The following is a 25,157-nucleotide window of genomic DNA, read 5'->3' on the forward strand; positions in this document are numbered from 1 at the left end:
CGCTGCAACCTCCAGTGCACGAAGTTGGGTCGGGTTGGTAAGATTGGATTCAATCTTTTTGGGTAAGCTTCGGTTAGCTATTCACACCTGTCGGCCGGCGATTGCCGTCGACCTTGTCCTGCGTACGGGTGCCCATGCGTCTTTCAGCTGCGACCGCAATCATTTTTGCCGGCCTTGTTTCGGGCTGCTCTTCCAGTTCGAGCCTGGACACCATCGCACCGCGGCCCTCGCGTGAAACGACCAGTTCCGTCGTGCTTTCGGCCGCACCGGTACCGGCCGCCAATGTCGGCGCAAGAGCAGCCGAGGTAACGCCACCGCAGACCGTTCAGTCCGCACCGCCGCAGGAGATGCTTGCCTGGGCCGGCCCGGTTCCGGAGCCCAAAGCCTTTGCGCCGGCGGCCAATACGACGACAACGGCGACAATGGACATGCCCGTTCCGGGCGCTCGGCCGGTGGCCTTCGTAGCCCCCGCCAATCCGGTCACACAGGCGATGCCGCAGGGGCGCTCGCGCATCTACGGCCACCGTTTCCGCGATGCCAAGCCGATCAATTTCGGCCGCGCCAAAAATCCGCGCAAGATGGCCGTTCACGGCGTCGACGTTTCGCGCTGGCAGGGTGAGATCGACTGGCCGAAGCTGCGCACCCAGGGCGCGAATTTCGCGTTCATCAAAGCGACGGACGGCGGCGACCATCTCGACCCGATGTTCAAGAAGAACTGGCGCGCCGCCAAGGCGGCCGGCCTGCGGCGCGGCGCCTATCATTTCTTCTACTGGTGTCGCACCGCCGGCGAGCAGGCCGACTGGTTCATCCGCAACGTTCCGCGCGAGCCCGGCGCGCTGCCGCCCGTGATCGACGTCGAATACAACGGCGAATCCAGCTGCAAGCGGCGCCTGTCGCCAGAGCGCGTGCGCGAGAAGATGCAGGTCTTCATGGACAAGCTCGAGGCGTATTACGGCCAGCGCCCGATCATTTACACGGCACCGGATTTCTATAAGGACAACCTGCAGGGCGCGTTCCAGAACTATCCCTTCTGGCTGCGCGCGGTGGCCCAGCATCCATCCAAGGTCTACCCGAACCGCAAATGGCTGTTCTGGCAATACTCGGGCTCCGGCCTCTCGCACGGCGTCGACGGTAAGATCGACCTCAACGTCTTCCATGGCAACGAGGACGAGTGGCAAGACTGGCTGGAGGCACGGGCGAGCTGAGCGCAGCAACGGGCTTCGAATAGCTCCGCTACGGCATGTTTCCTCAGATCGTCGCCGGTCCAAGAATTAAAACTTGCGGCAATTCAACGTGACCCTTGCGCGTCTGATAGGACGCACGGCGCTCGTTGTTCCTTCACCGTCCCTCTTCGCGGTCCAGAAAGAGCAGCGTGCCGCCGAGTTCGGAGATGACGATCTGCCTGTTGTCCCACACGAGGACGGAGACCGGTCGCGTCAGCCCGTCGACCACCGTCTCCCGGCTGCCCGTCGCATTATCGAACAACAGCAACCGGCCGCTGTTTGCTCGGAACCCCTGCTGCTGGTCGTATAGGCCGTGTTCAAGGATGAGCATCCGTCCCTTTTCGTCGAAGGCAAGAGCGACCGGTGCATTCAGGCCATCGACCTCCAGCCGCGGCTCCGCGCCCTTGCTTTTCTCGGGAATTGAAACGACCTTTCCGGCACCGGCGAGGAAAGGAAAGCCGCCGAAAAGCGCAACATAAAGACGCCCCTGGCGAAGCGTGATCCCGGTCGGCACGGCATCGACCTCGTAGCTCCCTTTGTTGAACTCCGTCGGGGAAAGCGTCTCCAGAGCGGTCGCCTGTTGACGAAGGCGGCGAAAGCTCATGAGCGTCTGCTTGCGACCGTCGGCTCCGAGACGCTCGACGCTGTTGCGCGCCGAATCGACGACGTAATAGGCATCCGCGGCGGCGACGAGGTCGAAAGGATTCCAGAAGTCGGCGTTGATGACACGGCGACGACCAGCACTGTCGATCGCAATGAGGGCATGGTCATAGGGCCCGGCATCCACATCGGCCGGCGTCCATCCTTGAGCGACGACCAGCTTGTCGCCGGCGCGAAGCACCCGATAGGGACCGGTCGGATCGCCGATCACGTCGAGACCATGGGGAAAGACTGGACCGAACGCTTCGAAATCGCCCGCGGGCATCCGCCGATAGAGCCGGCCATTGGCAAGATCGGTAACGAGCAGAGCCTCGCCGTCGCGGGAAAGGCCGCCGAAGGCAGCACCGGCCTTGCTGAAGCTTTCAAGCCGGTAGCCCGGCGCGACCGCCGGCTCGGCAGCGGTACCTGCTGCGAGAAGCAAGAAGGCGACGAGGATCGTCATCTGCCGGAACGGACGCATCGGAAACCGCCATTCCCCGAGAACCGGAAGTTGGGATCATAGGCCAACCGGTAGGTTGTGGTAAGATGTGTGGGATCACTGTTCCAGGCCCCGCCGCGCAGCACGCGATACGATTTGGCGCCGCTGCTCGCGGCCGTGGCGGCATAGGGGGCATAGAGATCGCTCGTCCATTCCCAGACATTGCCGACGAGGTTGAGTACCCCTTCGCCGCTTGCGCCATCGGCAAAGGACAGGGCGGGGGCGGTCATCGGATAGCCGTCGCGCTCGTCGCCAGCGCAGCAATGCGCGGCGCCGGCATTGGCGCGGCGACCATCCGCGGGCGCAGTACCCCATGGAAACGCCTGCCCCTCGGTCCCGCGCGCCGCCCTCTCGTACTGCTGTTCCGAAGGGAGAGTGAGGCCATAATGAAGACAAAAGGCATCGGCGTCTCCCCAGCTTACGCCGACCACCGGATGATCGTCCAAGCCGAGAATCGGGTGCCCGACGTAGAAAGCTGGACGATGCCCCGTCGCGTCAGCGAAAGCTCGATATTGCCGGTTGGTGATTTCGGTGCGGTTGATGGCAAATGCGTGGCCCAACACCAGGCGGCGCGGACGTTCGTTATCCGGGCCGTCATCACGGCCGAACACGAAAGTGCCGGCGGGAATGTCGATGAGCGGATTGCCGGCGATCGGACCCTCATCGGCGGTGGCCGCCCCCGCCACAAAAAACGTGAGCGCGATTGCCACAGCCGTCATCCGGAGATCAGAAGTCGACACGACGCTGAGACTCGCCATCGAACAGAAACACCTGGTCGGCCGCGACCTTGATTCCGATCGGCTGATCGATCTGGCCGGCGAAATTCTTGTCTGCCCGTAGGGTCAGCAACTGGGCGCCGAGCCTGAGGCTGACGAGCGTGTTCTCGCCGGTGAGCTCGACCGAATAGATTGGGGCGACCAGATTGGCATCGCTCCCCCCGACTCCTGTCGCATGGATATCTTCTGGGCGAACGCCGAGAACCGCGCGGGGAACGCTCGCCTGGCCGAGCCCGCCCACCCTCAGCCCAGCGCTCGTGAAGATGCCGTCCCGCGCCTCGCCTGGAATGAGGTTCATCGGCGGCGAGCCGATGAAGCCGGCGACGAAAAGCGTGCGCGGATCGCTGTAGATTTCCCGCGGCGTACCCAGCTGCTCGATCACCCCCCTGTTCATGACCGCCACCCGATGCGCCAGCGTCATCGCCTCGATCTGGTCGTGCGTGACGTAGATCGTCGTGACCTGGAGCTCGTGCTGGAGATGTTTCAGCTCCGAGCGCATCTGGGTGCGCAGCTTTGCGTCGAGATTGGAGAGCGGCTCGTCCATGAGAAAGACGCGCGGCGTGCGCACGATCGCGCGGGCAAGCGCGACGCGCTGGCGCTGACCGCCCGAAAGTTCCCTTGGCAGGCGCGACAGCATGGTCTCGAGTTCCACCCGACGCGCGACTTCGGCGACGCGCCGTTTGCTTTCCTCGGGTGGCACTTTGCGGATCTTGAGAGGGTAGCCGATGTTCTGCTCGACCGTCAGGTGCGGGTAGAGCGCATAGGACTGGAAGACCATCGCGACGTCGCGATACTTCGGCAGGACGCCATTAATGCGTTCCGCATCGATGTAGATATCGCCGGAGGTCGCCTCCTCGAGGCCAGCGACCATGCGCATCGTCGTGGTTTTGCCGCAACCGGAGGGGCCAAGCAGGACGAGAAACTCCTTGTCCCGGACCTCCAGGTTGAAGTCGGCCACCGCGACGAATTCGCCGAATTTCTTGGAGACGTTGTTGAACGTCACGGACGCCATGGCCTCACCCCTTGACCGCCCCGAGAGACAACCCCCGGACCAGATGCTTCTGAACGATGAACGCGAAGATGACGATCGGCACGCAGGCCATGAACCCGGCGGCGCTGATTTCTCCCCAATAGGTTTTATACTGCGTAACCCGCCCGGCAATGCCGATCGGCAGCGTCTGCGATTGCTCGGTGAGCGTGATGATCAGGGAAAGCAAAAACTCGTTCCAGGAGATGATCAGGCAGAAAATGGCGGTGGCCGCAAGCCCTGGGCGCGCCAGCGGCAAGGCGACATGCAGGAAGGCGCCCCATTGCGTGTCGCCGTCGACGATCGCCGCCTCTTCCAATTCGACGGGCAGGTCCTGGAAATAGCTCTTCATCATCCAGGTGGCGAACGGCAGGTTGAAGGCGGTGTAGGCGATGATGAGCGCCGACTTGGTGTTGAGCATGTCGAAGGAGTTGAAGAACAGATAGAGCGGGATGATGCTGACGATCGGCGGCATCATCCGTGTCGAAAGAATCCAGAACGAGATCTGCTTGCGCCATTGCCAGGGATAGCTGAATCGCGCCAAGGCATAGCCAGCCATCGTGCCGAAGCCGACGGAAATGATCGTGGTTCCAACCGCGACGAGCAAGCTGTTCAGCGCGTAGCGCAGGAACGGGCGCTGGACGAACGCCTCGTCGTAGTGCTTCAAGGTCGGGTTGCGCGGCAGCCATTCGGGCGGCACGGCGAAGATGTCGATGTCGTACTTGAACGAATTCACCGCGATCCAATAGACGGGAAACAACGTCAGGATCAGGGCGACGAGGATCGTCAGATAGGCGGTCAGGCGGAGAAGCATTTCGCTGCCACGGCTGCGTGTTCTTATCGTCGCCATCGTCGCCTCACTCCGCCAGCCGCATGCGCTTCATGAACCAGGTGCTCAGCACGATCGTCACGAACAGCACGAAGAGAGAGATCGCCGCCGCGTAGCCGGGATCGGCGAAGCGGTAGGCGACCTGATAGATGTATAGGCTCAGAACCTTCGTTCGATCCGCCGGACCTCCCCCCGTCAGGATGAAAACCAGATCGAAAAGGCGCAGGGCATCCATGACGCGCAGGAGCACGGCAATCGCGATGACCGGTTTCAGGAAGGGCAGCGTCAGATCCCAGAACTGCCGCCAGGACGAGGCGCCGTCCAGCGCCGCCGCCTCGTAGGGCTCGATCGGCAGGCTTGCCAGCCCCGCCAACATTAAGAGGAATATGAATGGCGTCCACTGCCAGACATCGGCGACGATGATTGAAAACATCGCCAAATTCACGTCGCCCGCCCAGGCCTGCAATGGAAGGCCGAGACGGAACATGATCTCGTTCAGGACGCCAAACTGTGGCTCATAGATGATCTTCCAGGTGATCGCGACGGCGATCGGCGGCAGCATCATCGGGATCATCAGGACGGTTTTCAGAAAGGTCAGCCGGCGGATGAACCTATCGAGCAGCAGCGCCAGGCCCAGTCCGAGCAAGAATTCAAACGTCACCGCCACGATCGTGAACACCGCAGTGTTGCGCAGCGCGACGTGAAACTGTGCGTCGGTCAACAGCCGCGCGAAATTGCCTGAGCCGACGAATTCCCAGGGCAGGTCGGGATTGGGGCTGATCCTGTGGACCGCCGCATAAAACATGTAGAAGCTGGGGAATATCGTCAGTGCCAGAAGGACAATCATCGTCGGCGCGAGCATCAGGTAGCGCAGGTGACGCTCGGTCCAATGCTCAAGCGCGCCACCGGGTCTGGGCGACGCCGCCGGCATGCCTTTGTCGGGCCTCAACATTGGCTCCTCCCGCAGGCGCGACTGCATGTGTCCGTAGCCGATTCAAGGATGCAAACATGCAGCAATTCAAAATGCGACGGCGACCGTTGCGTCTCTGGTAAGACGTTGAGCGCTTTCGCTACTGACGTCGGATGCGACCCCACCGGTCGGTTCCGGTGCGGCCGCGAGAGTAGAGCCTGTGGCCCCACCGATATAGGCGTCCGCCTATTTAAGGCCGGTGATTTCTTCGACCGCTATCTGTGAGTTCTTCAGCGCCTCCTCCGGCGTGATCGTGCCCGCGACTGCCTTGGAAAGCTCGATCCCGAAGGCATTTTCGATCTCCGGCCACTTCGGATGACGCGGCCGTGGCGTCGAGGCCTGGATCGCCTCCATCAGCACGGGGTAATGGCGGAATTTCTCCTGCTTGGTCAGTTCCGGGTCGGTGAAGACCGAGGTGCGGACCGGCGGATTGCCGCGCTCGGCGGAGATCTTGATCTGCTCGGGCGAGGTCGCCCAGATCATAAAGTCGAAAGCCTCCTGCTTGTTCTTGGAGGCCGACATGATGCCCATGGTCCAATGGCCGATTTCGGAGCTGCCCGGTTTCGTGCCCGCCGGAATCGGACTGTAGGATATCTTGCCGACCATTTTCGATTGGCTCGGATCCTCGAAGGTCGCAACCCAGTTCGGCCAGTTGATTGACGACGCTGCGGTGCCGGCGGCAAGCGCAGTGCCAACCTCGTTGGCGTTGTAGCTCTCGATCCCCTTTGGAGAAACGTCGCGGAGCGCCATGAATGTCTTCATCGCGGCCGCGCCTTCCGGCGTATCGATCGTCACCTTCGTACGATCCTCGTTGAACATATTGGCGCCGTAGGACCAGAAGATCGGCATGAAATCGGCGACGACCGGGTTACCCTGTCCGCCACGGAAAACATAACCGAAATAGCGACCGCCGCCTTCCTTGGTCAGGGCCTGGCTTGCCTTCAATACGTCGTCCCAGGTCTTGGGGGCGTCAACACCGGCTTCCTTGTATTTCGCGGCGTCGTAGAAGAACATCTGCGCGTTTCCCACATAGGGCAGGCAGACGTAGGGACCCGTATTGTACGGGTTGCGGCATATTGCCAGCGACTTCGAAAGGAAATCGGTGTCCGGCCCCTCCAAGCCCGCCTGCTTGAAGAACGGCGTCAGGTCCTCCAGATGTCCGTTCTCGGCGAAAAACGGAATCCATGGGTCATCCATCAGGATGATGTCGAACACGCCGGATTTGGTCGCTCCTGCATTGGCGCCCTGCTCAAACACATTGGCATAAGGCGCCTGCACGATCTCCACCTTCGTACCCTTCATTTTCGAGTAGTCGGCGGCAGCGGCCCTTAGGCCGTCACCTTCACTGCTCGACGGCACGAGGATTGTGAAATCGGCCCAGGCGACCCCGTTGATCGCAAGCGCAGACGCCGCGGCAGCCAAAACGAGAAACAGTTTGCGAACCATTGTACACCTCCCAATCCGAGTTGTTGGTCAAAGGCCACTTCGCAATGGACCCGACCTTGCCCGGCATGGTGGAGACGCTGCCTCGACATCCACAAACGATTGAACAGCAAGATGAAATGGAGGCCGGCATCTCCTTAGCCGGCTGTTGCTCCCGCGATGAGTTTATCACATCAAAAGGCTTATTCAGAGAGGTTGCATTAGTATTTACTGTTATTGAGATTGCGCGAGCGCCTCCGAAAAGGCGCTGATACGCCCATCCGTCGTTCCCCGCCTGATGCGGTCCAGGAACCGCTGGTATCCGGGATGCTCGATGAGCAACCGCCGGCCGAGGCTCGACAGCAAATCGACATCCTCCGCATCCAATGCCAGCCTGTTGTGGAGCTTCATGATCCGCCGCGCCACCGGCGGGTCGACGATATCGGTCAAGGCCAGCCGGATGACATCGACATCAAGATCGCCGCAGCCCCGCCTTGCGCCATCCATACCGCAACGCCATTTCACAAATTTGTTGCGCCAGGCGGGCAGGTGGTCGCGCAGGGCATCGAAGCTTTGGAGGTTGGGGATGTTGATCATCGCGTCGATGGCCGCGACGATCGCATCCGGCGCCTTGGGGCTGTCCACGGTTTGCGACAGATCCCCTCCGACCCGGGTCGAGGCATCGACGACGATGACGATCAGGTGCCTGAGGCGCAGGGCCCGTTCCTCTGGAATGGGTTCGGGCGCCGACCGCCCCATCAGATGCAGTAGGCTCTGCGTTCCGACGCCATCGACCAGACCACCGTCGTAGAGCTTGAGATAGTTGAGATCCTTCGCCGTTTCGTAGCGCCTGAGTGAATCGGCGTATTCGCGCGCGACGAGCGAGCTTGGCGGCTGCGATTGCGCCGCCTGCGCGCGCACTTCCGGCAAGGCCTCGCAACCGGTCCGGAAGTTCCTTAAGGTCAGAGGCGCAAACACCACCGGGACTGCGGTCGAGGCCGCGACGGCATAGGCGAGCGGATAGTCGTCGTAACTGCTGCAAATGGCGGTGAAGGACGCTCGATCGAAGATGAACGGCGCGCGGTTATAGAGGTCGGTCGCATGGATCACCAGGCGCGGGTGGCCCGGTCGTGCAACGGTGCCGAGTGTCGCTCCCTTGAACAGGTTCGCATCGAGCCACGCAGGAAAGCCGGTTAGATCGTTCACCCCGCCGCGATAGCCGCGCAGGATATTCGCCGGCGAAAACGACATCCTGAGCGAGGCCTCGACATCGCGCCCGAGGAAACGCTTGCGAAAATCTTCAAGGCCCGAACGGCCGTAGAGGGCGAAATAGGAGGCAAGCACCGCGCCGCCGGAAACACCGGCGACGACAGCGACATCATCCGTAAGACGACGCCCCCTTGCGGCCGGTGATGCCTCTTCCGCCAGCGCCGACAACACGCCGTAGCCGAAGGCGGCAGAGCGCGCACCGCCTCCGGAAAAGGCAAGGACGATACCGGTGTCGCCGGCATCCGAGGTTGGCTGCTGCCGGGGCACTGCTCCGGTCGTCAGTTCGAGCCGCCTGTTGGTCGGCGTCACATCCGGGCCGGTGCAGCCCGCCGCAGCAAGTGCAAGCACCAGCGTTCCATGCCGCAGAAGCCACCTTGTGTGCGCAACCACAACCTGCCGCACGGTGTGGCGGCCAGCAGCCCCTTCTCCTTTCTCCTTGATTGAATGTCGCTTTCGATTGCTGACCTTCATGCGTCCTGATCCAGGTTGGTTTTGCCCGCGAAAATTGACGTTCGCGAGCAATTGCCGCCCAGCCTAAGGATCTACATTGAGACAGCATGTCATGGACGGCATTCGCAACGAAAGATTGTACGGCAGCAGCGATCGGGATTACTTTGCGGCGGGATGACAGGTTCCCTCAATGAAGCGCCGTTAGGGTCGCGCGCGTAAGCACATTGTACGAGGTAAAGCGCATTCATGCGGGTCTTGCTGGTCGAGGATGAGAAGGAACTCGCGGGAGCGCTCAGGGCCGCCTTGAGCCATCACCGGATGGTCGCCGACCACGCGCGCGACCTCACTGAGGCCGCCTTGATCCTGAACGATGCAGTCTACGACGTGGTCGTGCTGGACCGCAAGCTGCCCGATGGTGACGGGCTCTCGCTCATTCCCGTGATCCGGTCGCGCGGCAACAATGTGCCGGTGCTGGTGCTGACCGCGCTCGACGATCTCGCGGATCGGGTTGCCGGCCTCGATGGCGGCGCAGACGACTATATCGGCAAGCCCTTCGCCTTCGAGGAACTGCTGGCGCGGCTGCGGGCGCTGGCGCGGCGTCCCGTGCCCGTGCAGTCCGATATTGTCACTGTCGGGCGTCTCTCCTTCGACCTTGCGCACTGCGAGGCAAGTATCGCCGGGGCGCCGCTGAAGATGCCGCGGCGCGAACTTCTGGTGCTCGAGACGCTGACCCGGCGCATGGGCCGGATGGTGCTGCGCGCAGCGCTGATGGAAGCCGTCTTCGGCCTCGATGACGACATCCAGTCGAACGCGCTCGACACCCATATCTCGCGCGTTCGCCGCAAGCTTGCAGACGCGGATGCCGGAGTGATCATCAACGGCATTCGCGGCGTGGGCTATCTCCTCAGAGAAGATTCATGAGCGGCAGAGCCCCGCATTCGTTCAAATGGCGCCTCGTGGGCTGGCTGGTGCTGTTCGAAACGGTCGCCACGCTGGTTGTGATCGCCATTGCCGTCGGCCTGCTCTGGGTGACCGGCTACCTCATCGACGGCTACGAGAACGGCAATGTCGACGTGTTGAAGGATGCGATCACTCGCAACGCCGAGGGTAAGCTCGTCCTTCAGGAAACGCCTGACCTGATCCGGCTGCGCCGGCGGGTAGCAAACATCTGGTTCATCGTACGCGACAAGCAAGGACACAGCCTCGCCGAGGGCAAGGTGCCCGAAGCCTTCGTCTTTGCGATCGCCGGCCTCGAGCACATGAACGACGGCCGTTTCAGGCTTTCGCCGGACAAGAACGCGCGCCCCGAAGCCGTCGTCAAATGGCTTGAGTCGCCAGCGGGTAGCGTCCAGATCTTCAGCGGCACCGAGGGGGAACTGACCTTCGGCCGCCTGCTGCTCAGCACGACCGGCGCCTTCCTCACCATCTTCGTGCCGATGTTGTTGCTGCTCGCCTTTGCGACCGTGGTGGTCACGCCGGTCGTCGTACGGCGAATGTTGTCGGGCCTCTCCCATGCGGCCTCGCATGCGGCGCATATCGAATACGACCGGCGCGGCATCCAGATGCCGGTCGTAGGCGTTCCCTCGGAATTCCTGCCGCTGGTGAGGGCCGTCAACGATGCGCTCGAACGCCTCGACGAGGGCTATACGAGGCACAAGCGTTTCCTGGCACAAGCCGCCCATGAGCTGCGCACACCGGTTGCCATCCTTGGTGCCCGCATCGCCTCGCTGCCACCGGGACCGGACAAGACCCGCCTCAACGAGGACGTGACGCGCCTTTCGATCCTGGCAGGTCAGCTTCTCGACCTCGAACGGCTCGATGCCCAGAAGGACGAATTCAGGCCCGTCGATCTCGCGGCCCTTGCCGAACGGGTGATCGTTGCACTCGCACCGCTTGCCTTTGGCGCCGGCTACGAGATGACCTTCGAGGCGGATCCACGCCCCGTCGTGGTGACAGGGGACGAAGCATCTTTGGAGCGGGCGCTCACCAATCTCGTGCAGAACGCCATCGACCATGGCGGCCGACGGGGCACGATTACGGTCAAGGTCGACCCGCAAGGCGCGATCGATGTGTGCGACGACGGCGACGGCATCCCGCGCAGCAAAACGGACCGGATCTTCGAGCCATTCCAGCGGCTTCGCAAGGACGGCAAGGGGGCGGGCCTGGGCCTCAACCTGGTGCAGAAGATCGTCCAGTTGCACGGCGGCTATGTCGACGTCGCCCGCTCGCCGTCCGGCGGCGCCTGCATGCGCATCGTGCTGCCGCGGGAGGCGACGACTTCGGCTTGAAAAGAGCAAGCCCCGGAACCTGCTGCCTGTTTTGCCCTTGAATCGGCTAGGACATAGGGAGAAGACATGAGGTTCCGGGGCTCGACGCGACCTGACCGGGAGAAAATGTCAGGCCGCCTGGACCTTCTTCGACACCCGCGCCCATTCCGGGATCCAGTCACGATGGGCTGTGAGCAGATCGTCGACGAGCGACCAGATCTGGTCGAGGTCGAGCTCGGCCGCCGTGTGCGGATCCATCATCGCGGCATGGTAGAGATGCTCGCGGTTTTCGGTCATCAGCGCCTGCACCGTCAGCTCCTGGACGTTGATGTTGGTGCGGATCAGCGCCGTGAGCTGCGGCGGCAGATCGCCGATGAAAGTCGGCTGGATGCCGGATGCGTCGACCAGGCAGGGAACCTCCGCGGCGCAGTTTTCCGGCAGCGAGGTGATGCAGCCATTGTTGCGGAGGTTGCCGTAGATGACAGAGGGCTCGCCCGTCCAGACCGAGTTCATGATCGACGAGGCGTATTCATGGCTTTCGGCCACTTCGATCGTCTCGGCCTCCTTGAAGGCGGCCGCCTGCCCCTTCCAGCGCTCGATCTGCTCGACGCAGCGTTTCGGATATTCGTCGAGTGGAATGCCGAACTTCTCGATGAGGTCGGGCCGGCCGTCCTTGATGAAATACGGGGTGTACTCGGCGAAGTGCTCCGAGCTTTCGGTGACGAAATAGCCGAGTCTCGTCAGCATTTCGTAGCGGACCTTGTTCGGGCAGCGCGGATTCCAGTGGCTGGGTTTCGGGAAACGGCCTTCGCGGTAGCCGCGCACGAGATCCGGATAGAGGTCGCGGTAGCTGCCGTCTGACTGCTTGTGTTCGAATTTGAGGAAGAAGGCCATATGGTTGATGCCGGCGGCGCGGTAGCGGATCTCCGAAACCGGGATATCGAGATCGCGCGAAAGCTCGTAGGCCGTGCCCTGGACTGAGTGGCAGAGACCCACCTGACGGATCATCGGATATTTCTCGGCGATCGCCCAGGTGTTGATCGCCATCGGGTTGACGTATTGCAGGAGGATGGCGTTGGGGCAGACCTCGAGCATGTCCTCGCAGATCTTCCAGAGATGCGGCACGGTGCGAAGCCCGCGCATGATGCCGCCGACGCCGAGCGTATCGGCGATCGTCTGGCGCAGACCATATTTCTTCGGCACCTCGAAATCGGTGACGGTGCAGGGCTCGTAGCCGCCGATCTGGAAGGCGACGACGACGAAATCGGCACCCTCCAGCGCCTTCTTCTGGTTGGAGTGGGTCTCGATATCAGCCTTGACGCCGAGCGTGCGCACCAGCTTGCCGGCGACGATCTCGCTTTCGCCGAGGCGCTCAGGGTTGACGTCCATCAGCGCGATGGTCGCGGCCGACAGCGCCGGGCGCTGCAGCACGTCGCCGATGATGTTCTTCATGAAGACGGTGGAGCCAGCGCCGATAAAGGTGATCTTGGGTTGTCTGGTCATGGATTGCCTCTGCTTTCTGACGGTCATGCGGCCACATCGAAGGCGGCTTTCACAAGCCGTTCGGTGTAGGCGGTCTTGGGATTGGACAGGATTTCGCTCACCGGCCCCTCCTCCACTATCCTGCCGTGCTGCATCACCACGACCCGGTGGCAGAGCGCGCGCACGACCTTGAGGTCATGGGAGATGAAGAGATAGCTGAGGCCGCGCTCGTCCTGCAACTTGCGCAGCAGTTCGATGATCTGGGCCTGAACGGAGAGATCGAGCGCCGAAGTGGGCTCGTCGAGCAGGATGAATTCCGGCTCGAGCGCGATGGCACGGGCGATCGCTATGCGCTGGCGCTGGCCGCCCGAGAACTCATGCGGGAAGCGTGACAGGATGTTGCCCGGCATTCCGGCCGCTGTCAGCGCATCGACCACCCGGTCGAGCCGTTCCTTGCGATTGGCACCAATGCCGTTGACGACCAGCCCCTCCTCGATGATCTGGCCGATCGACATGCGCGGATTGAGCGAGGCGAAGGGATCCTGGAAGACGATCTGGATGCGCGAACGCAGCGGCCGCATTGCGGTGCGGTCCTTGTCGTGGATCGGGATCCCATCGAAGAAGACCTCGCCACCATCGGCATTGAGCAGTCGGATCAGGGCCTGGCCGAAGGTCGTCTTGCCCGAACCGGATTCGCCGACGAGCCCGAGCGTCTCATGCTTGCGCAGATTGAGGCTGAGCTTGTCGACCGCGACCAGCTCGGAAAACTGCGAACGGAACAGGCCGCCCTTCTTCAGCATGAAGGAGACCTTCACATCCCGCCCGTCAAGGACGATCGGCGCATTGTCCGGCAGCGGATTGGCGGCGCCCGAGGGCTCCGACGAAAGGAGCCGCCTGGTGTAGGGATGCAAGGGGTCGGCGAAGAGCGCCGCAGTGGTGTTGTGCTCCTTCACCTCGCCATATTGCATGACATAGACATAGTCCGAGAACTGGCGCACGACCGTCAGGTCGTGGGTGATCAGGATCACTGCCATGCCGAGCTCGCGCTGCAGGTCGCGGATCAGATTGAGGATCTGCGCCTGGACGGTCACGTCGAGCGCCGTCGTCGGCTCGTCGGCGATCAGCACGTCCGGGTCGTTGGCGAGCGCCATGGCGATCATCACGCGTTGCCGCTGGCCGCCGGAGAGCTGGTGCGGATACTGGTTGAGCCGCAGCTCGGGATCGGGGATCTTCACATGGCGCAGCAGTTCGAGCGCGCGTTCGGTCGCTGCGCGGCGGCTGATCCTGCGGTGGGCCCGGATCGCCTCGACGATCTGCGCGCCGACCGTATAGACGGGATTGAGCGAGCTCATCGGCTCCTGGAAGATCATCGCCAGCCGATCGCCGCGCAGAGCCCGCCGCTCGCGCGGCGAGAACTTGAGCACATCCTTGCCGTCATATTCGATACGCGATTGCCGGGCGATCGTTGCGCGCTTCGACAGAAGCCCCATGACGCTGCGCGCCGTCACCGATTTGCCCGAGCCGGACTCGCCGACGATGGCGATGGTCTCACCGCGATAGAGCTGGAAGGACACGTCCTTCACCGCCTCCACCGTGCCATGTTCGACCTTGAAGCGGACAGCGACATTGCGCGCGTCGATGATCGGTCGGCCATTCCGTTCCAAAAGGTCCTTTCTCTCGGCGGGAGCAGCGGAGAGGATGTCGATAGTTTCTGTCATGAGCATCCTCCTCAATAGGGGTCGATGGCATCGCGCAGGCCGTCGCCAAGGGCATTAAAGGCGAAGACTGTGACAAGCACGAAGGCGACGGGCGACAGGATCCAGGGATAGGACCCGATGACGGAATAGGTGGACGTATCCTGCAGCATCAGCCCCCAGGAAATCAGCGGCGGCTTGACCGCAAAGCCCAGGAACCCAAGGAAGGATTCGAGCAGCACCACCTGCGGGATCGAGAGCGTGACCGCGACGATCACGTGACTCATCACGTTCGGCAGGATGTGCTGGAAAATGATGCGCCGGTCGCTGGCTCCGACAGCAATCGCCGCCCGCACATAGTCGATGCGGGCGAGCGCCAGCGTCTTGCCACGCACCTCGCGTGACATCTGGGCCCAGCCAAGCGCCGACATGACGATGATGACGAAGGCGAGGAAGACATTGGTCGGCGCCGTCACCGGGATCAGCGAGGTCAGTGCCAGGTAGAGCGGCAGTTGCGGGAAGGCGAGCACCAGCTCGACGAAGCGCTGCGTCCAGACATCGAAGCGGCCGCCGAAATAGCCGGACGCCATGCCGACCGTCGTGCCGACGACGGTGACGATCGAGACGACGACGAGGGCGATCATCAGCGAGATGCGTGATCCGACGAGAATGCGCGACAGCACGTCCCGGCCGAACTTGTCGGTGCCGAGCAGATGCATCGGTGAACCGTCGACCGCGCCGAAGAAATGCCGTTCGGACGGAATCAGGCCGAAGAGCCGGTAGGGCGCCCCTTTGACGAAGAAACCGAGGATCTGCGGATTATCGTAATCAGGGCCGATGATCGGCTGGAACGTGATCGGGTCAAGCTCTGCACCCTCGGTCAAAGGGTAGCTGCGCGGCGGCAGGACGAAATTCCCGTCCTTGTCGGTGAAGCTGATCGCCTGCGGCGGCGCAAAGGCGACGCCCGTGGCCTTCGGATCGACCGGCGACAGGAAGTCGGCGAATACCGCCATGAAGATCAGCAGGCCGACGAGAACCAGGCCGAGCATGCCGGTCCAGGAACGCTTCAGGCGGCGCCAGACGAGCGCCTGGTAGCTTTCGTTGTGATGCTCCTGCTTGGGTTCGACGGTGAACGGAAGGGCTGTCTCAATCTCGACGGTCATGCGTGGGCTCCCCCCAGACGCACGCGCGGATCGAGCGCGGCCAGCAGCATGTCGGCGATGATGTTGCCGAGGATGAGGGTTGCCGAAAGCACCAGCATGAAGGTGGCGGTGACATAGACGTCGCCTACCCACATGGAGCCGACGATAGCAGGGCCGACGGTCGGCAGCGCGAAGATGATCGCCGTCTCGATCTCGCCCGTCAGCATGTAGGGCAGCACCACACCCTGGTACATGATCAGCGGGTGCAGCGCGTTGGGCACGGCATGGCGCATGACCACCGCACCTTCGCTCAAGCCCTTCGCCCGAGCGGTCTCGACATATTGGGCGTTCAGCGTGTCGAGCAGATTGCCGCGCATCACCCGCATATTGTAGGCGAGGCCGCCGAAAGTGGCGATTGCAACGACCGGCCAGACATGCTTGACGAGGTCGACGAACTTGTCAAAGGACCAGGGCGCGCCGCCGTAGCGGGCCGAGTGGAAGCTGTTGATCTCGCTGACATTGAAATGGAAGACGAGGACATAGACGATGATCAGCGCCATCAGGAAGCGCGGCACCGTCATGCCGAGGAAGGACACGGTCGAAAGCAGGCTGTCGATCCAGGAATATTGCCGGGTTGCGGCGATGATGCCGAAGGAAATGCCGATGACGGACGCGAGGATGTGGCAGACGAGCGCCAGGGCCAGCGTGCGCGGCAGGCGTTCGCCAACGACGTCGGCAACCGGCTTGTTGTAATAGAGGCTGTGTCCGAAATCGCCGCGCGTCAGGATGCCGGTCATCCAGTTGACGTATTGCACCGCCAGCGGCTTATCGAGGCCATGTTCCTTGCGATAGGCCTGCGCTTGGGCTTCCGCTTCCTCGTAGGAAGCGCCACCCTGGTTGATGAGCTGCGAGCGGATGTAATCGCTGTAGTCACCGGGCGGCGCCTGGATGATGGCGAAGGTCGCCACGCTCAGGACCAAAAGCACCGGAATGGCAGAGGCGAGGCGGACAAGCAGAAACCTGAACATGCCGTTTCCTTCTGTCGGTTGGGGTGATGGAGCGCTCCTCCGGCCTGCAGCCGGAGGAGCGGCTTGGCTTTAGTTGCTGAGGCCTTTCTCGCCGGGCTTGCCCGGAAGTTGTTCAGCAAAGAGCTCGAAGTCACCCTGCTTGTCGGCGGGCACGAAGAGGCGTTCACGCATGATCGTGTCCTCGGCCCAGTTGAACATGAAGATCGGCGCTCCGGTCGGTACGTTGGCGAAGCGCTTGTTGATGATCAGTGCGCCCGGATATTCGGTAAGGCCCACCGTATCGAGATGCGTCGTCGCGACCTTCTGATACTGCTTCATCAGGTCCGCGCGCTCGGCATTGTCATTGCTGGCAATGAACTTGTTGATGATGTCGACGAGTTCCTGTTCAAACGGCATCAGGTCGAGCTGGCCGCCCTCCGGTGCGCGGTGGTGCCAGCTTGTGCGCGGTCCGGCCGCCGCAAGCTGCGGCGTGTTCTGCACGACCGAGGCATATTCCGCCGCATTACGATGAACCATCCAGTCGAACTTGCCGGCATAGTTGGCGGCATCGCGCTGCTTGCCGTCAAGCGAGTTCAGCACGACGCGAAGGCCGATCTTCTCCATCTGGCCGATCAGGCCTTCCGCGAGGTTGCGGTCGGTGTTGTAGCTGTTATCGATCAGAAGCACGATCTCGACATCGCGCCCGCCGGCGGTACCGGCCGGGAAATTGACGAAGCCATTGCCGTCGGTGTCCTTGAGCCCCGCCTTTTCGATCAGTGCCTTCGCGCCGTTAAGGTCGTAGGGATAATAGACCGTCGACTGCCGGTCGTAGAAGCTCGTGCCGGAGGAAAGACCACCCGGATAGATCGCCGTAAACGGTCCCTTGACCAACGCCTCGCCGAGCTTCTTGCGGTCGACGGCCATGGTCACCGCCTTGCGGAAGTCCTCGTTGCGGTTGAGCTCGCGCACGGCCTGGGCGCGTTCGTCCGGCTCGCCCCAGCCATTGGCAGAGAAGTTCATGTGCAGATTGTAGCCGATGAGCCGCGGGCCGAAGGCAAGCCGCGCGGGTGCCGTATCCTGGGCGGCACGCTTCAGCGACTCGACGAAGTTTTCCGGCTGCTCGAGGTTGGAAAGATCGGCGGAGCCGGCGATCGCCTGAACGTCGCGGTCGGCCCAGGTCGAGAGCTTGTAGTGCAGCTCGTTGATATAGGGGAGCTGGTTGCCGGCTTCATCGACCTTCCAGTAGTACGGGTTACGGCGCAGCACGATGATATCGTCGGGACGATAGGCGACCGGCACCCAGGCGCCCATGACGGGAATGCTCATATATTCCGGCGGGAAGGCGTTCTTGTACTGGTCGTAGGTCGTACCCGCATATTTCGGATGCTTGGCCTTGAGGATATGCGACGGGCCGGGGCAGAAGGTACCATAGGCCATGGCATAAAGGTGCTGGCGCGGGAAGGCCTCCTTGAATGTCCATTCGACCGTATACTGATCGACCTTCCTCAGGGTCGTGCCGACGCCGAAGGTCTCAGGCGTCGCACCGTTCAGTGGCGTCACGCTCGGATCGAGAACGTTGTCCTCCCAATAGAACATCACGTCGTCGGCGTCGAAGAGGTCGCCGTCGGACCACTTGGCGCCTTCGACCAGATGCATCGTCAGTTTGTGGCCATCGGCGGACCATTCCCAGCTCTTGGCAAGGTTCGGCAGCGGCTCGATGTCCTTGGCTTCCACCTGGAAGAGCGGCGCCGTGCGGGTCAGGCATTCGGACATGCCGATGTCGATGCCGCCCCAGCCCTGGCTCTGGCCGGCCGAGTAGTTCCAGCCTTCCGGCCGTCCGCCGATGACGTGACGCAGCGTATCGCCATAGACGCCGACGCCGTCGGGCATGTTGCCGGTCTTGAAGACCATCGGCTCCTTCGGAAGACGCTCGGCCACCGGCGGCAGCTTGCCAGTCTTGACGTATTTCTCGGTGACCCAGGCCGGCTCCTTGTATTCCGGCAGCGCCTTGAACTCGGCGATCGAGTCGCGCGGCACATAGGTGATCTTGCCCTGGGCCGGAAATGGCGGCTGCTCGGGCACGACGGTTGGTTCGGACGCCGCCGCCTGAAGCGCGAAGGTCGAGATACCGACGAGCAGCAGGCTCGCCATCTTCGTCAGTCTGTGGCTGGTCATTGGCTCAGATTCTCCCTCTTTCGCCGCGCCGGAGCGCGGCCTCCTCCTTAGAAAGTCTGCAGTTGCGCAGCACGGGCCCGCGTCTCCTCACGCGGACACGTGCTGCAATCGATCAGCCCGCTGCGCGGGCCCGCTCGGCGCGCAACTCGTCGAGTGAGCGGACCTGGCGGCGTGCGGCACCGCTCCACTCACGCGTCTTGACCGTGGCGCGGCTCAGGCGCTCCCTGGCGCCATCGATCGCATGGGCGTATTGCGGCAGCCACTCAGCCTGCGCGACGATCATCTCGTCGACCATCTGCCAGACCTCCTCCGGCGTGCAGATGGCGCCGACCAAGGGGTCGTGCAGCATTGCCAGCTTCAAGAGGTCGAGGTCGCCGGTGACGGCCGCATGCACCGACATGCGCTGGACATTGATCGAGGATAGGCAGGTGGCGGCACAGGCTTCGGGCAGCGTGATGCCGGAGACCATGTTGATGCCGAAGCGGTCGACGAAACCGGGGGATTCGATGATCGCATCCGCGGGCAGATTGGTGATGACGCCAGTGTTCTTGACGTTGAAGTGACCGCGGTAGACCCGGCCCGTTTCCAGCGCCTCCAGGATATGGCTCGCATGCTCGTTCGAGCGCTTCTTCGGGTCGAGCGGCAGACCGGCTGCCTCCAGAAACTGCGGAAACTCGGTCTCGAACCAGTTGCGCGTTTCGGTCGAATACCGGAGGTAGCCGCCGGTTTCGCCGTGAATCCAATCCGACATGTCGATCCAGCGGGTGATTTCCTCCGGGCGCTTGCGATACCAGGGAAGATATTCGGAGAGATGACCGTTGCTCTCGGTCGAATAGACACCGAAGCGCTTCAACACGTCGATCCGGAGCTTTTCCTGTTTGGAGAACACCGGGTGCGCCTCGAAGGCGGCGACCAGTTCGTCCTTGCCGATCTTGCGGCCCTTGAGCCTGACATCGACGAACCAGGTCTGGTGGTTGATGCCGGAGCAGATGTAATCGAGCTCGCCCTCGCCGGCGCCGAGGATTTCGGCGATCTGCTCGCCGCCATGCTGGACGCCGTGGCAAAGACCGACCGTGTCGACCTTGCCGTATTCGATCGCCGCCCAGGTGTTCATCGCCATCGGGTTGGCATAGTTCAGGAACTTGGCACCCGGTTCGGCGACGGCACGAATGTCCTTGCAGAAATCGAGAATGACCGGGATGTTGCGTTGGCCATAGAGGATGCCGCCGGCGCAGATCGTGTCGCCGACGCACTGGTCGACACCGTATTTGAGCGGGATGCGGATATCGTCGGCATAGGCTTCGAGGCCGCCGACGCGAACGCAGCTGATGATGTAACGCGCACCTTCCAGCGCTTTCAGCCGATCGGTCGTCGCCGTTACCTTCGTCGGCAGGCGGTTGACCTCGACGATCCGGTCGAGGATCGCCTTGATCATCTCCAGATTGCGGGCGCTGAGATCGGTGAGCGCGACTTCGATGTCGGTGAGCTCCGGCACGGCGAGAATGTCGGTGAAGAGCTTCTTGGTGAAGCCGATGCTGCCGGCGCCGATGATGGCGATCTTGAAACTTGCCATGCTCTTTTCACTCCTCCTGGACTGGGCCACTTCTTGAGAAGGGTAAAATCAATTCACGGATTTGCCCCGCTACTACGCGCAACTTCCGCGCGGTTCCAGCTTTTGGCTCGGCCGAAAGCGCCGGCCGTTGCGCGATTGGTCGTCATTATGTTTATAATTGCCGACCCCGCCAGAGCGGTATTGTGCTTTCATGGGTAATTTCATGCTGCAAGATTTGATCAATAACGGCCCGGTCATGCGGACCGTTTCGCTGCCGCGGGGACGTCAGAGCCTGCACACAATGCCGACCAGCACCGGCTACGAAATCCGCACCAACGCCACCTATGACTGGGATGGAAGAAAGCGCGGCAACACACCCTTCACCGTGCTGCAGCACACGATCGCCGGCGCCGGAAACCTGCGCTACGAGAACCGCAGCTATCGGGTGCGCGAGGGCGAGACGCTGCTCTTGCTCGTGCCGCACAATCATCGCTACTGGCTGGAAGACGGCGGGCGATGGGAATTCTTCTGGATATCGATGAACGGCGACGAGGCCTTGCGCATTCACCGCGCCATCCTCGCCGTAACCGGCCCGGTCCTGAAGCTGCAGCCGGAAACCATCGAGCATCTCGCCGATTGCAGCCTGCGGCTCATCCGCGGCGGCGAGACGCCGGGGCGCGCTTCCGCGATTGCGTACGAGGCAGCGATGGCGCTCTATGACGACGTCTTCGGCTCGCATCCATTGTTCAGCCATGAGCATCGGACGATGCACCGGGTCGTCGATCACATCATGAACAATCTGGGAAAGCCCCTGCCGGTCGAGGAGCTGGCGCGTGTCTCGGGCTTGAGCCGCGCGCATTTCTCACGCGTCTTCTCCGCCAGCGAAGGCATGGCGCCGGCCGAATATGTCTTGCAGAAGCGCTTGCAGCGCGCCGTGAAGCTCTTGACCAAGACGGCGAGCCTGCCGGTCAAGGAAGTGGCCATCCTCTCGGGATTCGAAGATCCCAATTACTTCGCAAAGGTCTTCCGTCGTTCCTTCGGCTTGAGTCCGACCGAATTCCGCACGACCGGCATGTATGCAAGCGTGCCGGCGGGCTCGGTGGGGGCCCCGCCCGTGGACACGAACCAACAGCCGGACCGGGCGAGGCTGGCATAGCCACTTCGGTGCTAATCGCATCTGGGAGCCGAATGCCAGCCCCGGCGCTTTGAGCGCGAGCAGCGTCGCTCACGCGGCAAGGACGTCCTCGATATGGATCGTGCGAGATCTCCTGCGGCAAACGCTCCCCATCGGGTAAAAGCTGCTACGGAGGGGACTATTCAGATGCGCCGAGTGATCCAGGCCCCCAGAACAGGCTCGAGAAGAAGCGCTGCGGCTTTTCGAACCCCGCGGCGATCAAGAGGGCCGCCACGGCGTCCTCGGATTCCGGTGGGTCGGCACCTTGCAGGATCTTCCCGAGCTTGGACTTGATCTCGTCTCCACTCGCGCCGTTCATGCGCCAGCGCTCCGCCCAAGCCGCCATCACCAGAGGTTGCGAGGCATATGCGTAGTGGTTTCCCGCTAGGATCAATGGCGCTCCGCGCTTGAGCCGCGTGGCGATGTCGCGAAGGATCGACTGCTTGGCGTCCTGACCGGGAAGGTGATGGAATACGATGGCGATGGCGAAGGTCCCACGCATATCCTTTTCCGGGTCTTGGGCGGCCCCTTGCAGCGAAGCGGCCTTGCCATTCTTGCGGCCGCCAAGATCGACTTTGGCGGAGCGGCCAATCCGCTCGTTGGCGCGCTGCCTGAAGAGCTGGTCTTCTCATTGGAAGAGCAACCACAGATGCGCGGATTGGCCGACATCTTGGTCGCCGAGGTAGAGAACAGCCGATGTGGCGGAGGACCGTCCAGGACCACATCCGTGAGATCATTGTCGTACTGGCCGTCCGGCGAGCGATTGACCAGGCAACAGTCAATGCGGGCCTATTGGCTGGGCTTGCCCATCCGACACTTTATCTTTGCCTGGTCGCTGTGCATGACGACCCGGCACGACAATGGCGCACTGACGTCCTTGCTCGGCTTGCAGCTCGCGAGAACGCGGCGGCGCTGCCAAATCCCACCCGTGCCGCCGCCGTTTTCACGCTGCTGCCTGCTTCGAGAGCGGCTCGCCCCAATGCCAGGCGCCATGCGGTCAGATATGCCGCCGGCATCATACAGACCACATTCGTGAAGAGGGTGACGAAATGGCTGCGGCGGCTTGCAAACTCGGCATAATCCCCGTCGAAATCGGACGTTGGGTTTATCCCACTGGGTGAGCTAGACTGCGACAACACATATGAAGCGGTGCGAAGCGTCATGAGACAGAATGGGACATACTCCAACGCATCTACAACCGTCGCTTTCGTCGACCTGGCCGGGTTCAGCGCAATTGCCGACGTCTATGGCGATGCTTCTGCAATTTACATACTCGAACTTTTCGAGAACATGGTTCGCACTTCTCTTAGAGATTACCAGCCGCCGCTCAAATGGATTGGCGACGAGGCGATGCTCGCCTTTCCGGATCCAGACCTGGCAATTCAGGCACTTGGCACGTTGTTGCAGGCATGCCGGAAGGATTCGCGGTTGCCGCTGACGCGGGCTGGCGTAAATCACGGACCGGTCATTCGCAGGGATGACGACATTTTCGGCTCGACGGTCAATGTTGCAGCCCGTGTTGCCGCTCTCGCCTCCCCCGGCCAGTTACTCGCGACGCGCCCGATCGCCGAGGCCGCTCAAGCAAGAGGCGTCATGGTCAAGAACCTCGGTCCTAAGGCATTGCGCTCCGTGGCAAGCGAAGTTGAACTGTTTGAGATCGAGCTTGCACCGTCGGCCGACCCGGGATGGGTCGATCCGGTTTGTAAAATGCATGCGCCCTATTCAGCTTACAAGCGCGCAGTTCGTGAAGGCCTCTGGTTCTGCTCACCGCTCTGCGAGGAGGCGTATAGAAAATCACCCCAGACATACGCGCTCAAGCTGAAGATCGCCAAGGAACCATGATGACTGAGCCTTTGCATGCTTTCGGCCAATCGCATCGCTGAAGCGCTCGAACAGGTTGCACCACGCTGAACCGTAGTCTGCTTTCGGCGTTCTCGTGCGGCTGCGTCTTGACCGCCTACCGGCGGCAGTGAAATGATCGGCCAGTTCCTGGTGAGGTGTGCGACATGGCTGGGTTCGTGGCAACAAACCCCGAAGCCTATGAAGCGTATGTTGGGCGGGGCAGTCAGCATCTCGCGCCTGCCTTCGTGCGCTTTGCCGGTGTTTCAGCCAACGAACGCGTTCTGGACGTCGGCTGTGGCACGGGACATTTGACGCGTGCAATCGCGGCGGCGAACGCACGCGCAACCGGCATCGATTTGTCACTGCCCTATGTCGATTTCGCGCGACGCGCGACTGCCGACAAGACGGTCACCTTTGACGTTGGTGATGCCTTGGATCTGCCCTACACGGATGGCGTTTTTGAACGCGCCTTGTCTATGCTCGCTCTGGATTTGATTCCGGACGCGGCCCGAGGCTTACGCGAACTCCGGCGGGTCACGCGGCCGGCTGGCACCGTAGCGGTGGTTGTCAACAACTTCCGCTGTGGCTGGACGCCGTTCAGCTTGGTTTGGGACGCGGCGGCGGTGCTCGATCCTGATGGCGCGGCGATGCGCGACGAAATGGTATCCAAGCCACTGGGTTGGCATGGCGGGCTCGCAGGACTGTTCGGTGCCGTTGGTTTCGCGAATGTGGTGGAAGAACAACTCGGCGCGATGTTCGAGTATCGGTCGTTCGGAGACTATTGGTCCGGCTTTCTCACGGGTCAGGGAAAGACCGGTAGCTATGTCACTAACCTCGAAGACGCGCACCGCAGCGAATTAGAGCGCCATGTCAAAGCCGCGTATCTTTGTGGAATGGCCGACGGCCCACGCTCCTTTGCCACCTTGTTCTGGGCCGTGCGCGGTGAGGTCCAAACCCGGCAGTAGACGCTAAACTTCGAGGCAAGTTTTGGACGCCATCCCGAGAGAAAGGAGTGTCCCACGGTATCCGCGGAAATCGCCAGGGACAACTCGAATGGCTACGCGCACGACTCTCCGGACAACGCGCACGGTCGTCTTGCGTTGGGTTTCATCACGCGGCATGCGGCAAGGGTCCCAAACGCTGGCGATTACCCGGCCAGTTGTTGGGGAAAAGCCTGCACTCTCGGAAAGACCAAACCGAGATCGGCGTGCATTGCCTGGGCAATGACGCGAAAATCGCGCTCACTGACGGCAAGATGACCGAAACGGAGCTTCTGGTCCCAGTTGCGGTTGCCTTCGGCAAATTCCAGGCTGTCCAGCCATGGGCGAACCGGAGCTTCTATGCCGTCGGCCCAGTCGATGTCGTCGTGGTGCGGGGCAAAACCGCTCATGCCGAAGAAATAGGGCAGGCGCTCCCTGACCACACCAATGGCGGTAAAGCACGGGTGGGGGCCGCGCCCGTGGAACGCCGCGTTGGGTGCGTAGCCGACAAAACCGTCGCCCGCCTTCATCCGCGTCAACGATTGAACCTTGCCGTAGCCAAATTGCGAGAAGCCGCCTTGCGACGCATGCTGCCCGTCAACGCCAGGAACTGCGCGGCGACAATCAAGGTGAGACTCAGCGTCAATCAGGATGAGACTCGGCGGCGGGGGTGTGACGAAGGGAGGGCGTAGCCCGACCGGAGTTACACCCCCCGCCGCGGCGCAATTTTTAGGCGTC

The 25,157-nt window shown here is 62.2% G+C and carries 22 protein-coding genes; 6 read left to right on the top strand and 16 right to left on the bottom strand.

Annotated elements, in window-relative coordinates:
* The first annotated feature begins 134 nt into the window (after nt 1-134).
* Complete coding sequence (locus AC0C6X_RS20835) at nt 135-1,205, top strand: glycoside hydrolase family 25 protein (RefSeq protein ID WP_472954866.1); 1,071 nt, start codon at nt 135-137, stop codon at nt 1,203-1,205.
* Nucleotides 1,206-1,338: 133 nt separating this feature from the next.
* On the opposite strand, the gene AC0C6X_RS20840 is transcribed toward AC0C6X_RS20835, so the two are convergent.
* The 7 genes from AC0C6X_RS20840 to AC0C6X_RS20870 form a co-directional block, all read right to left on the bottom strand.
* Nucleotides 1,339-2,343, bottom strand: coding sequence for a ScyD/ScyE family protein (locus AC0C6X_RS20840; protein ID WP_247959197.1), 1,005 nt, complete (start codon nt 2,341-2,343; stop codon nt 1,339-1,341).
* Nucleotides 2,322-3,071, bottom strand: a complete 750-nt coding sequence (locus AC0C6X_RS20845) for a formylglycine-generating enzyme family protein (protein ID WP_432704697.1) — start codon at nt 3,069-3,071, stop codon at nt 2,322-2,324. Before AC0C6X_RS20845 ends, AC0C6X_RS20840 begins: the two co-directional genes overlap by 22 nt.
* A gap of 16 nt (nt 3,072-3,087) precedes the next feature.
* On the bottom strand, nt 3,088-4,149 hold the full coding sequence (locus AC0C6X_RS20850; RefSeq protein ID WP_173519558.1) for an ABC transporter ATP-binding protein: 1,062 nt from the start codon (nt 4,147-4,149) through the stop codon (nt 3,088-3,090).
* Nucleotides 4,150-4,153: 4 nt separating this feature from the next.
* The gene (locus AC0C6X_RS20855) at nt 4,154-5,014 is read right to left on the bottom strand and encodes a carbohydrate ABC transporter permease (RefSeq protein WP_247959199.1); all 861 of its coding nucleotides are present in this window, start codon (nt 5,012-5,014) and stop codon (nt 4,154-4,156) included.
* A 7-nt stretch (nt 5,015-5,021) separates the two neighbouring features.
* Nucleotides 5,022-5,945, bottom strand: a complete 924-nt coding sequence (locus AC0C6X_RS20860) for a carbohydrate ABC transporter permease (RefSeq protein WP_472954871.1) — start codon at nt 5,943-5,945, stop codon at nt 5,022-5,024.
* 204 nt (nt 5,946-6,149) lie between these two features.
* Nucleotides 6,150-7,409 carry an ABC transporter substrate-binding protein gene (locus AC0C6X_RS20865; protein ID WP_173519555.1) on the bottom strand — a complete coding sequence of 420 codons (1,260 nt, stop codon included), beginning with the start codon at nt 7,407-7,409 and terminating at the stop codon, nt 6,150-6,152.
* Nucleotides 7,410-7,619: 210 nt separating this feature from the next.
* Nucleotides 7,620-9,002, bottom strand: coding sequence for a patatin-like phospholipase family protein (locus AC0C6X_RS20870; RefSeq protein ID WP_247959201.1), 1,383 nt, complete (start codon nt 9,000-9,002; stop codon nt 7,620-7,622).
* Between the two features lie 348 nt (nt 9,003-9,350).
* Here AC0C6X_RS20870 and AC0C6X_RS20875 point away from each other — a divergent pair, with 348 nt between their 5' ends.
* Both AC0C6X_RS20875 and AC0C6X_RS20880 read left to right on the top strand, forming a co-directional pair.
* Nucleotides 9,351-10,025, top strand: a complete 675-nt coding sequence (locus AC0C6X_RS20875; protein ID WP_173519553.1) for a response regulator transcription factor — start codon at nt 9,351-9,353, stop codon at nt 10,023-10,025.
* Nucleotides 10,022-11,392: a sensor histidine kinase gene (locus AC0C6X_RS20880; RefSeq protein WP_472954875.1), complete on the top strand. Its 1,371-nt coding sequence runs from the start codon at nt 10,022-10,024 to the stop codon at nt 11,390-11,392. Before AC0C6X_RS20875 ends, AC0C6X_RS20880 begins: the two co-directional genes overlap by 4 nt.
* 108 nt (nt 11,393-11,500) lie before the next feature.
* On the opposite strand, the gene melA (AC0C6X_RS20885) is transcribed toward AC0C6X_RS20880, so the two are convergent.
* From melA (AC0C6X_RS20885) to melA (AC0C6X_RS20910), 6 genes are all read right to left on the bottom strand, one after another.
* Nucleotides 11,501-12,874 (bottom strand): alpha-glucosidase/alpha-galactosidase, encoded by a 1,374-nt coding sequence (gene melA / locus AC0C6X_RS20885; RefSeq protein WP_173519551.1) that lies wholly within the window; start codon nt 12,872-12,874, stop codon nt 11,501-11,503.
* A gap of 23 nt (nt 12,875-12,897) precedes the next feature.
* Nucleotides 12,898-14,577, bottom strand: coding sequence for an ABC transporter ATP-binding protein (locus AC0C6X_RS20890; protein ID WP_472954876.1), 1,680 nt, complete (start codon nt 14,575-14,577; stop codon nt 12,898-12,900).
* A gap of 5 nt (nt 14,578-14,582) precedes the next feature.
* Nucleotides 14,583-15,710 carry an ABC transporter permease gene (locus AC0C6X_RS20895; RefSeq protein ID WP_472954878.1) on the bottom strand — a complete coding sequence of 376 codons (1,128 nt, stop codon included), beginning with the start codon at nt 15,708-15,710 and terminating at the stop codon, nt 14,583-14,585.
* Nucleotides 15,707-16,717, bottom strand: a complete 1,011-nt coding sequence (locus AC0C6X_RS20900; RefSeq protein ID WP_247959203.1) for an ABC transporter permease — start codon at nt 16,715-16,717, stop codon at nt 15,707-15,709. Before AC0C6X_RS20900 ends, AC0C6X_RS20895 begins: the two co-directional genes overlap by 4 nt.
* 69 nt (nt 16,718-16,786) lie before the next feature.
* The gene (locus AC0C6X_RS20905) at nt 16,787-18,871 is read right to left on the bottom strand and encodes an ABC transporter substrate-binding protein (protein WP_472954880.1); all 2,085 of its coding nucleotides are present in this window, start codon (nt 18,869-18,871) and stop codon (nt 16,787-16,789) included.
* A 112-nt stretch (nt 18,872-18,983) separates the two neighbouring features.
* The gene (melA, locus tag AC0C6X_RS20910; RefSeq protein ID WP_472954882.1) at nt 18,984-20,444 is read right to left on the bottom strand and encodes an alpha-galactosidase; all 1,461 of its coding nucleotides are present in this window, start codon (nt 20,442-20,444) and stop codon (nt 18,984-18,986) included.
* Between the two features lie 190 nt (nt 20,445-20,634).
* Between melA (AC0C6X_RS20910) and AC0C6X_RS20915 the strand changes: the two genes are divergently transcribed.
* Nucleotides 20,635-21,579 (top strand): AraC family transcriptional regulator, encoded by a 945-nt coding sequence (locus AC0C6X_RS20915; RefSeq protein WP_247959205.1) that lies wholly within the window; start codon nt 20,635-20,637, stop codon nt 21,577-21,579.
* A gap of 157 nt (nt 21,580-21,736) precedes the next feature.
* Here the strand turns inward: AC0C6X_RS20915 and AC0C6X_RS20920 are convergent, their stop codons facing one another.
* Both AC0C6X_RS20920 and AC0C6X_RS20925 read right to left on the bottom strand, forming a co-directional pair.
* Complete coding sequence (locus AC0C6X_RS20920) at nt 21,737-22,099, bottom strand: hypothetical protein (protein ID WP_472954884.1); 363 nt, start codon at nt 22,097-22,099, stop codon at nt 21,737-21,739.
* Between the two features lie 316 nt (nt 22,100-22,415).
* The gene (locus AC0C6X_RS20925; protein ID WP_472954887.1) at nt 22,416-22,760 is read right to left on the bottom strand and encodes a helix-turn-helix domain-containing protein; all 345 of its coding nucleotides are present in this window, start codon (nt 22,758-22,760) and stop codon (nt 22,416-22,418) included.
* Here AC0C6X_RS20925 and AC0C6X_RS20930 point away from each other — a divergent pair.
* Nucleotides 22,759-23,439 (top strand): adenylate/guanylate cyclase domain-containing protein, encoded by a 681-nt coding sequence (locus AC0C6X_RS20930; RefSeq protein WP_173519543.1) that lies wholly within the window; start codon nt 22,759-22,761, stop codon nt 23,437-23,439. The two genes, AC0C6X_RS20925 and AC0C6X_RS20930, sit on opposite strands and share 2 nt — an antisense overlap.
* A 164-nt stretch (nt 23,440-23,603) precedes the next feature.
* Nucleotides 23,604-24,404 (top strand): class I SAM-dependent methyltransferase, encoded by an 801-nt coding sequence (locus tag AC0C6X_RS20935; protein ID WP_472954889.1) that lies wholly within the window; start codon nt 23,604-23,606, stop codon nt 24,402-24,404.
* Nucleotides 24,405-24,586: 182 nt separating this feature from the next.
* Here the strand turns inward: AC0C6X_RS20935 and AC0C6X_RS20940 are convergent.
* Nucleotides 24,587-25,157, bottom strand: a 571-nt coding sequence (locus AC0C6X_RS20940) for an EVE domain-containing protein (protein WP_472954892.1), incomplete at its 5' end; no start/stop codon positions are given.

It is taken from the genome of Ensifer sp. VA4 (assembly GCF_055710065.1).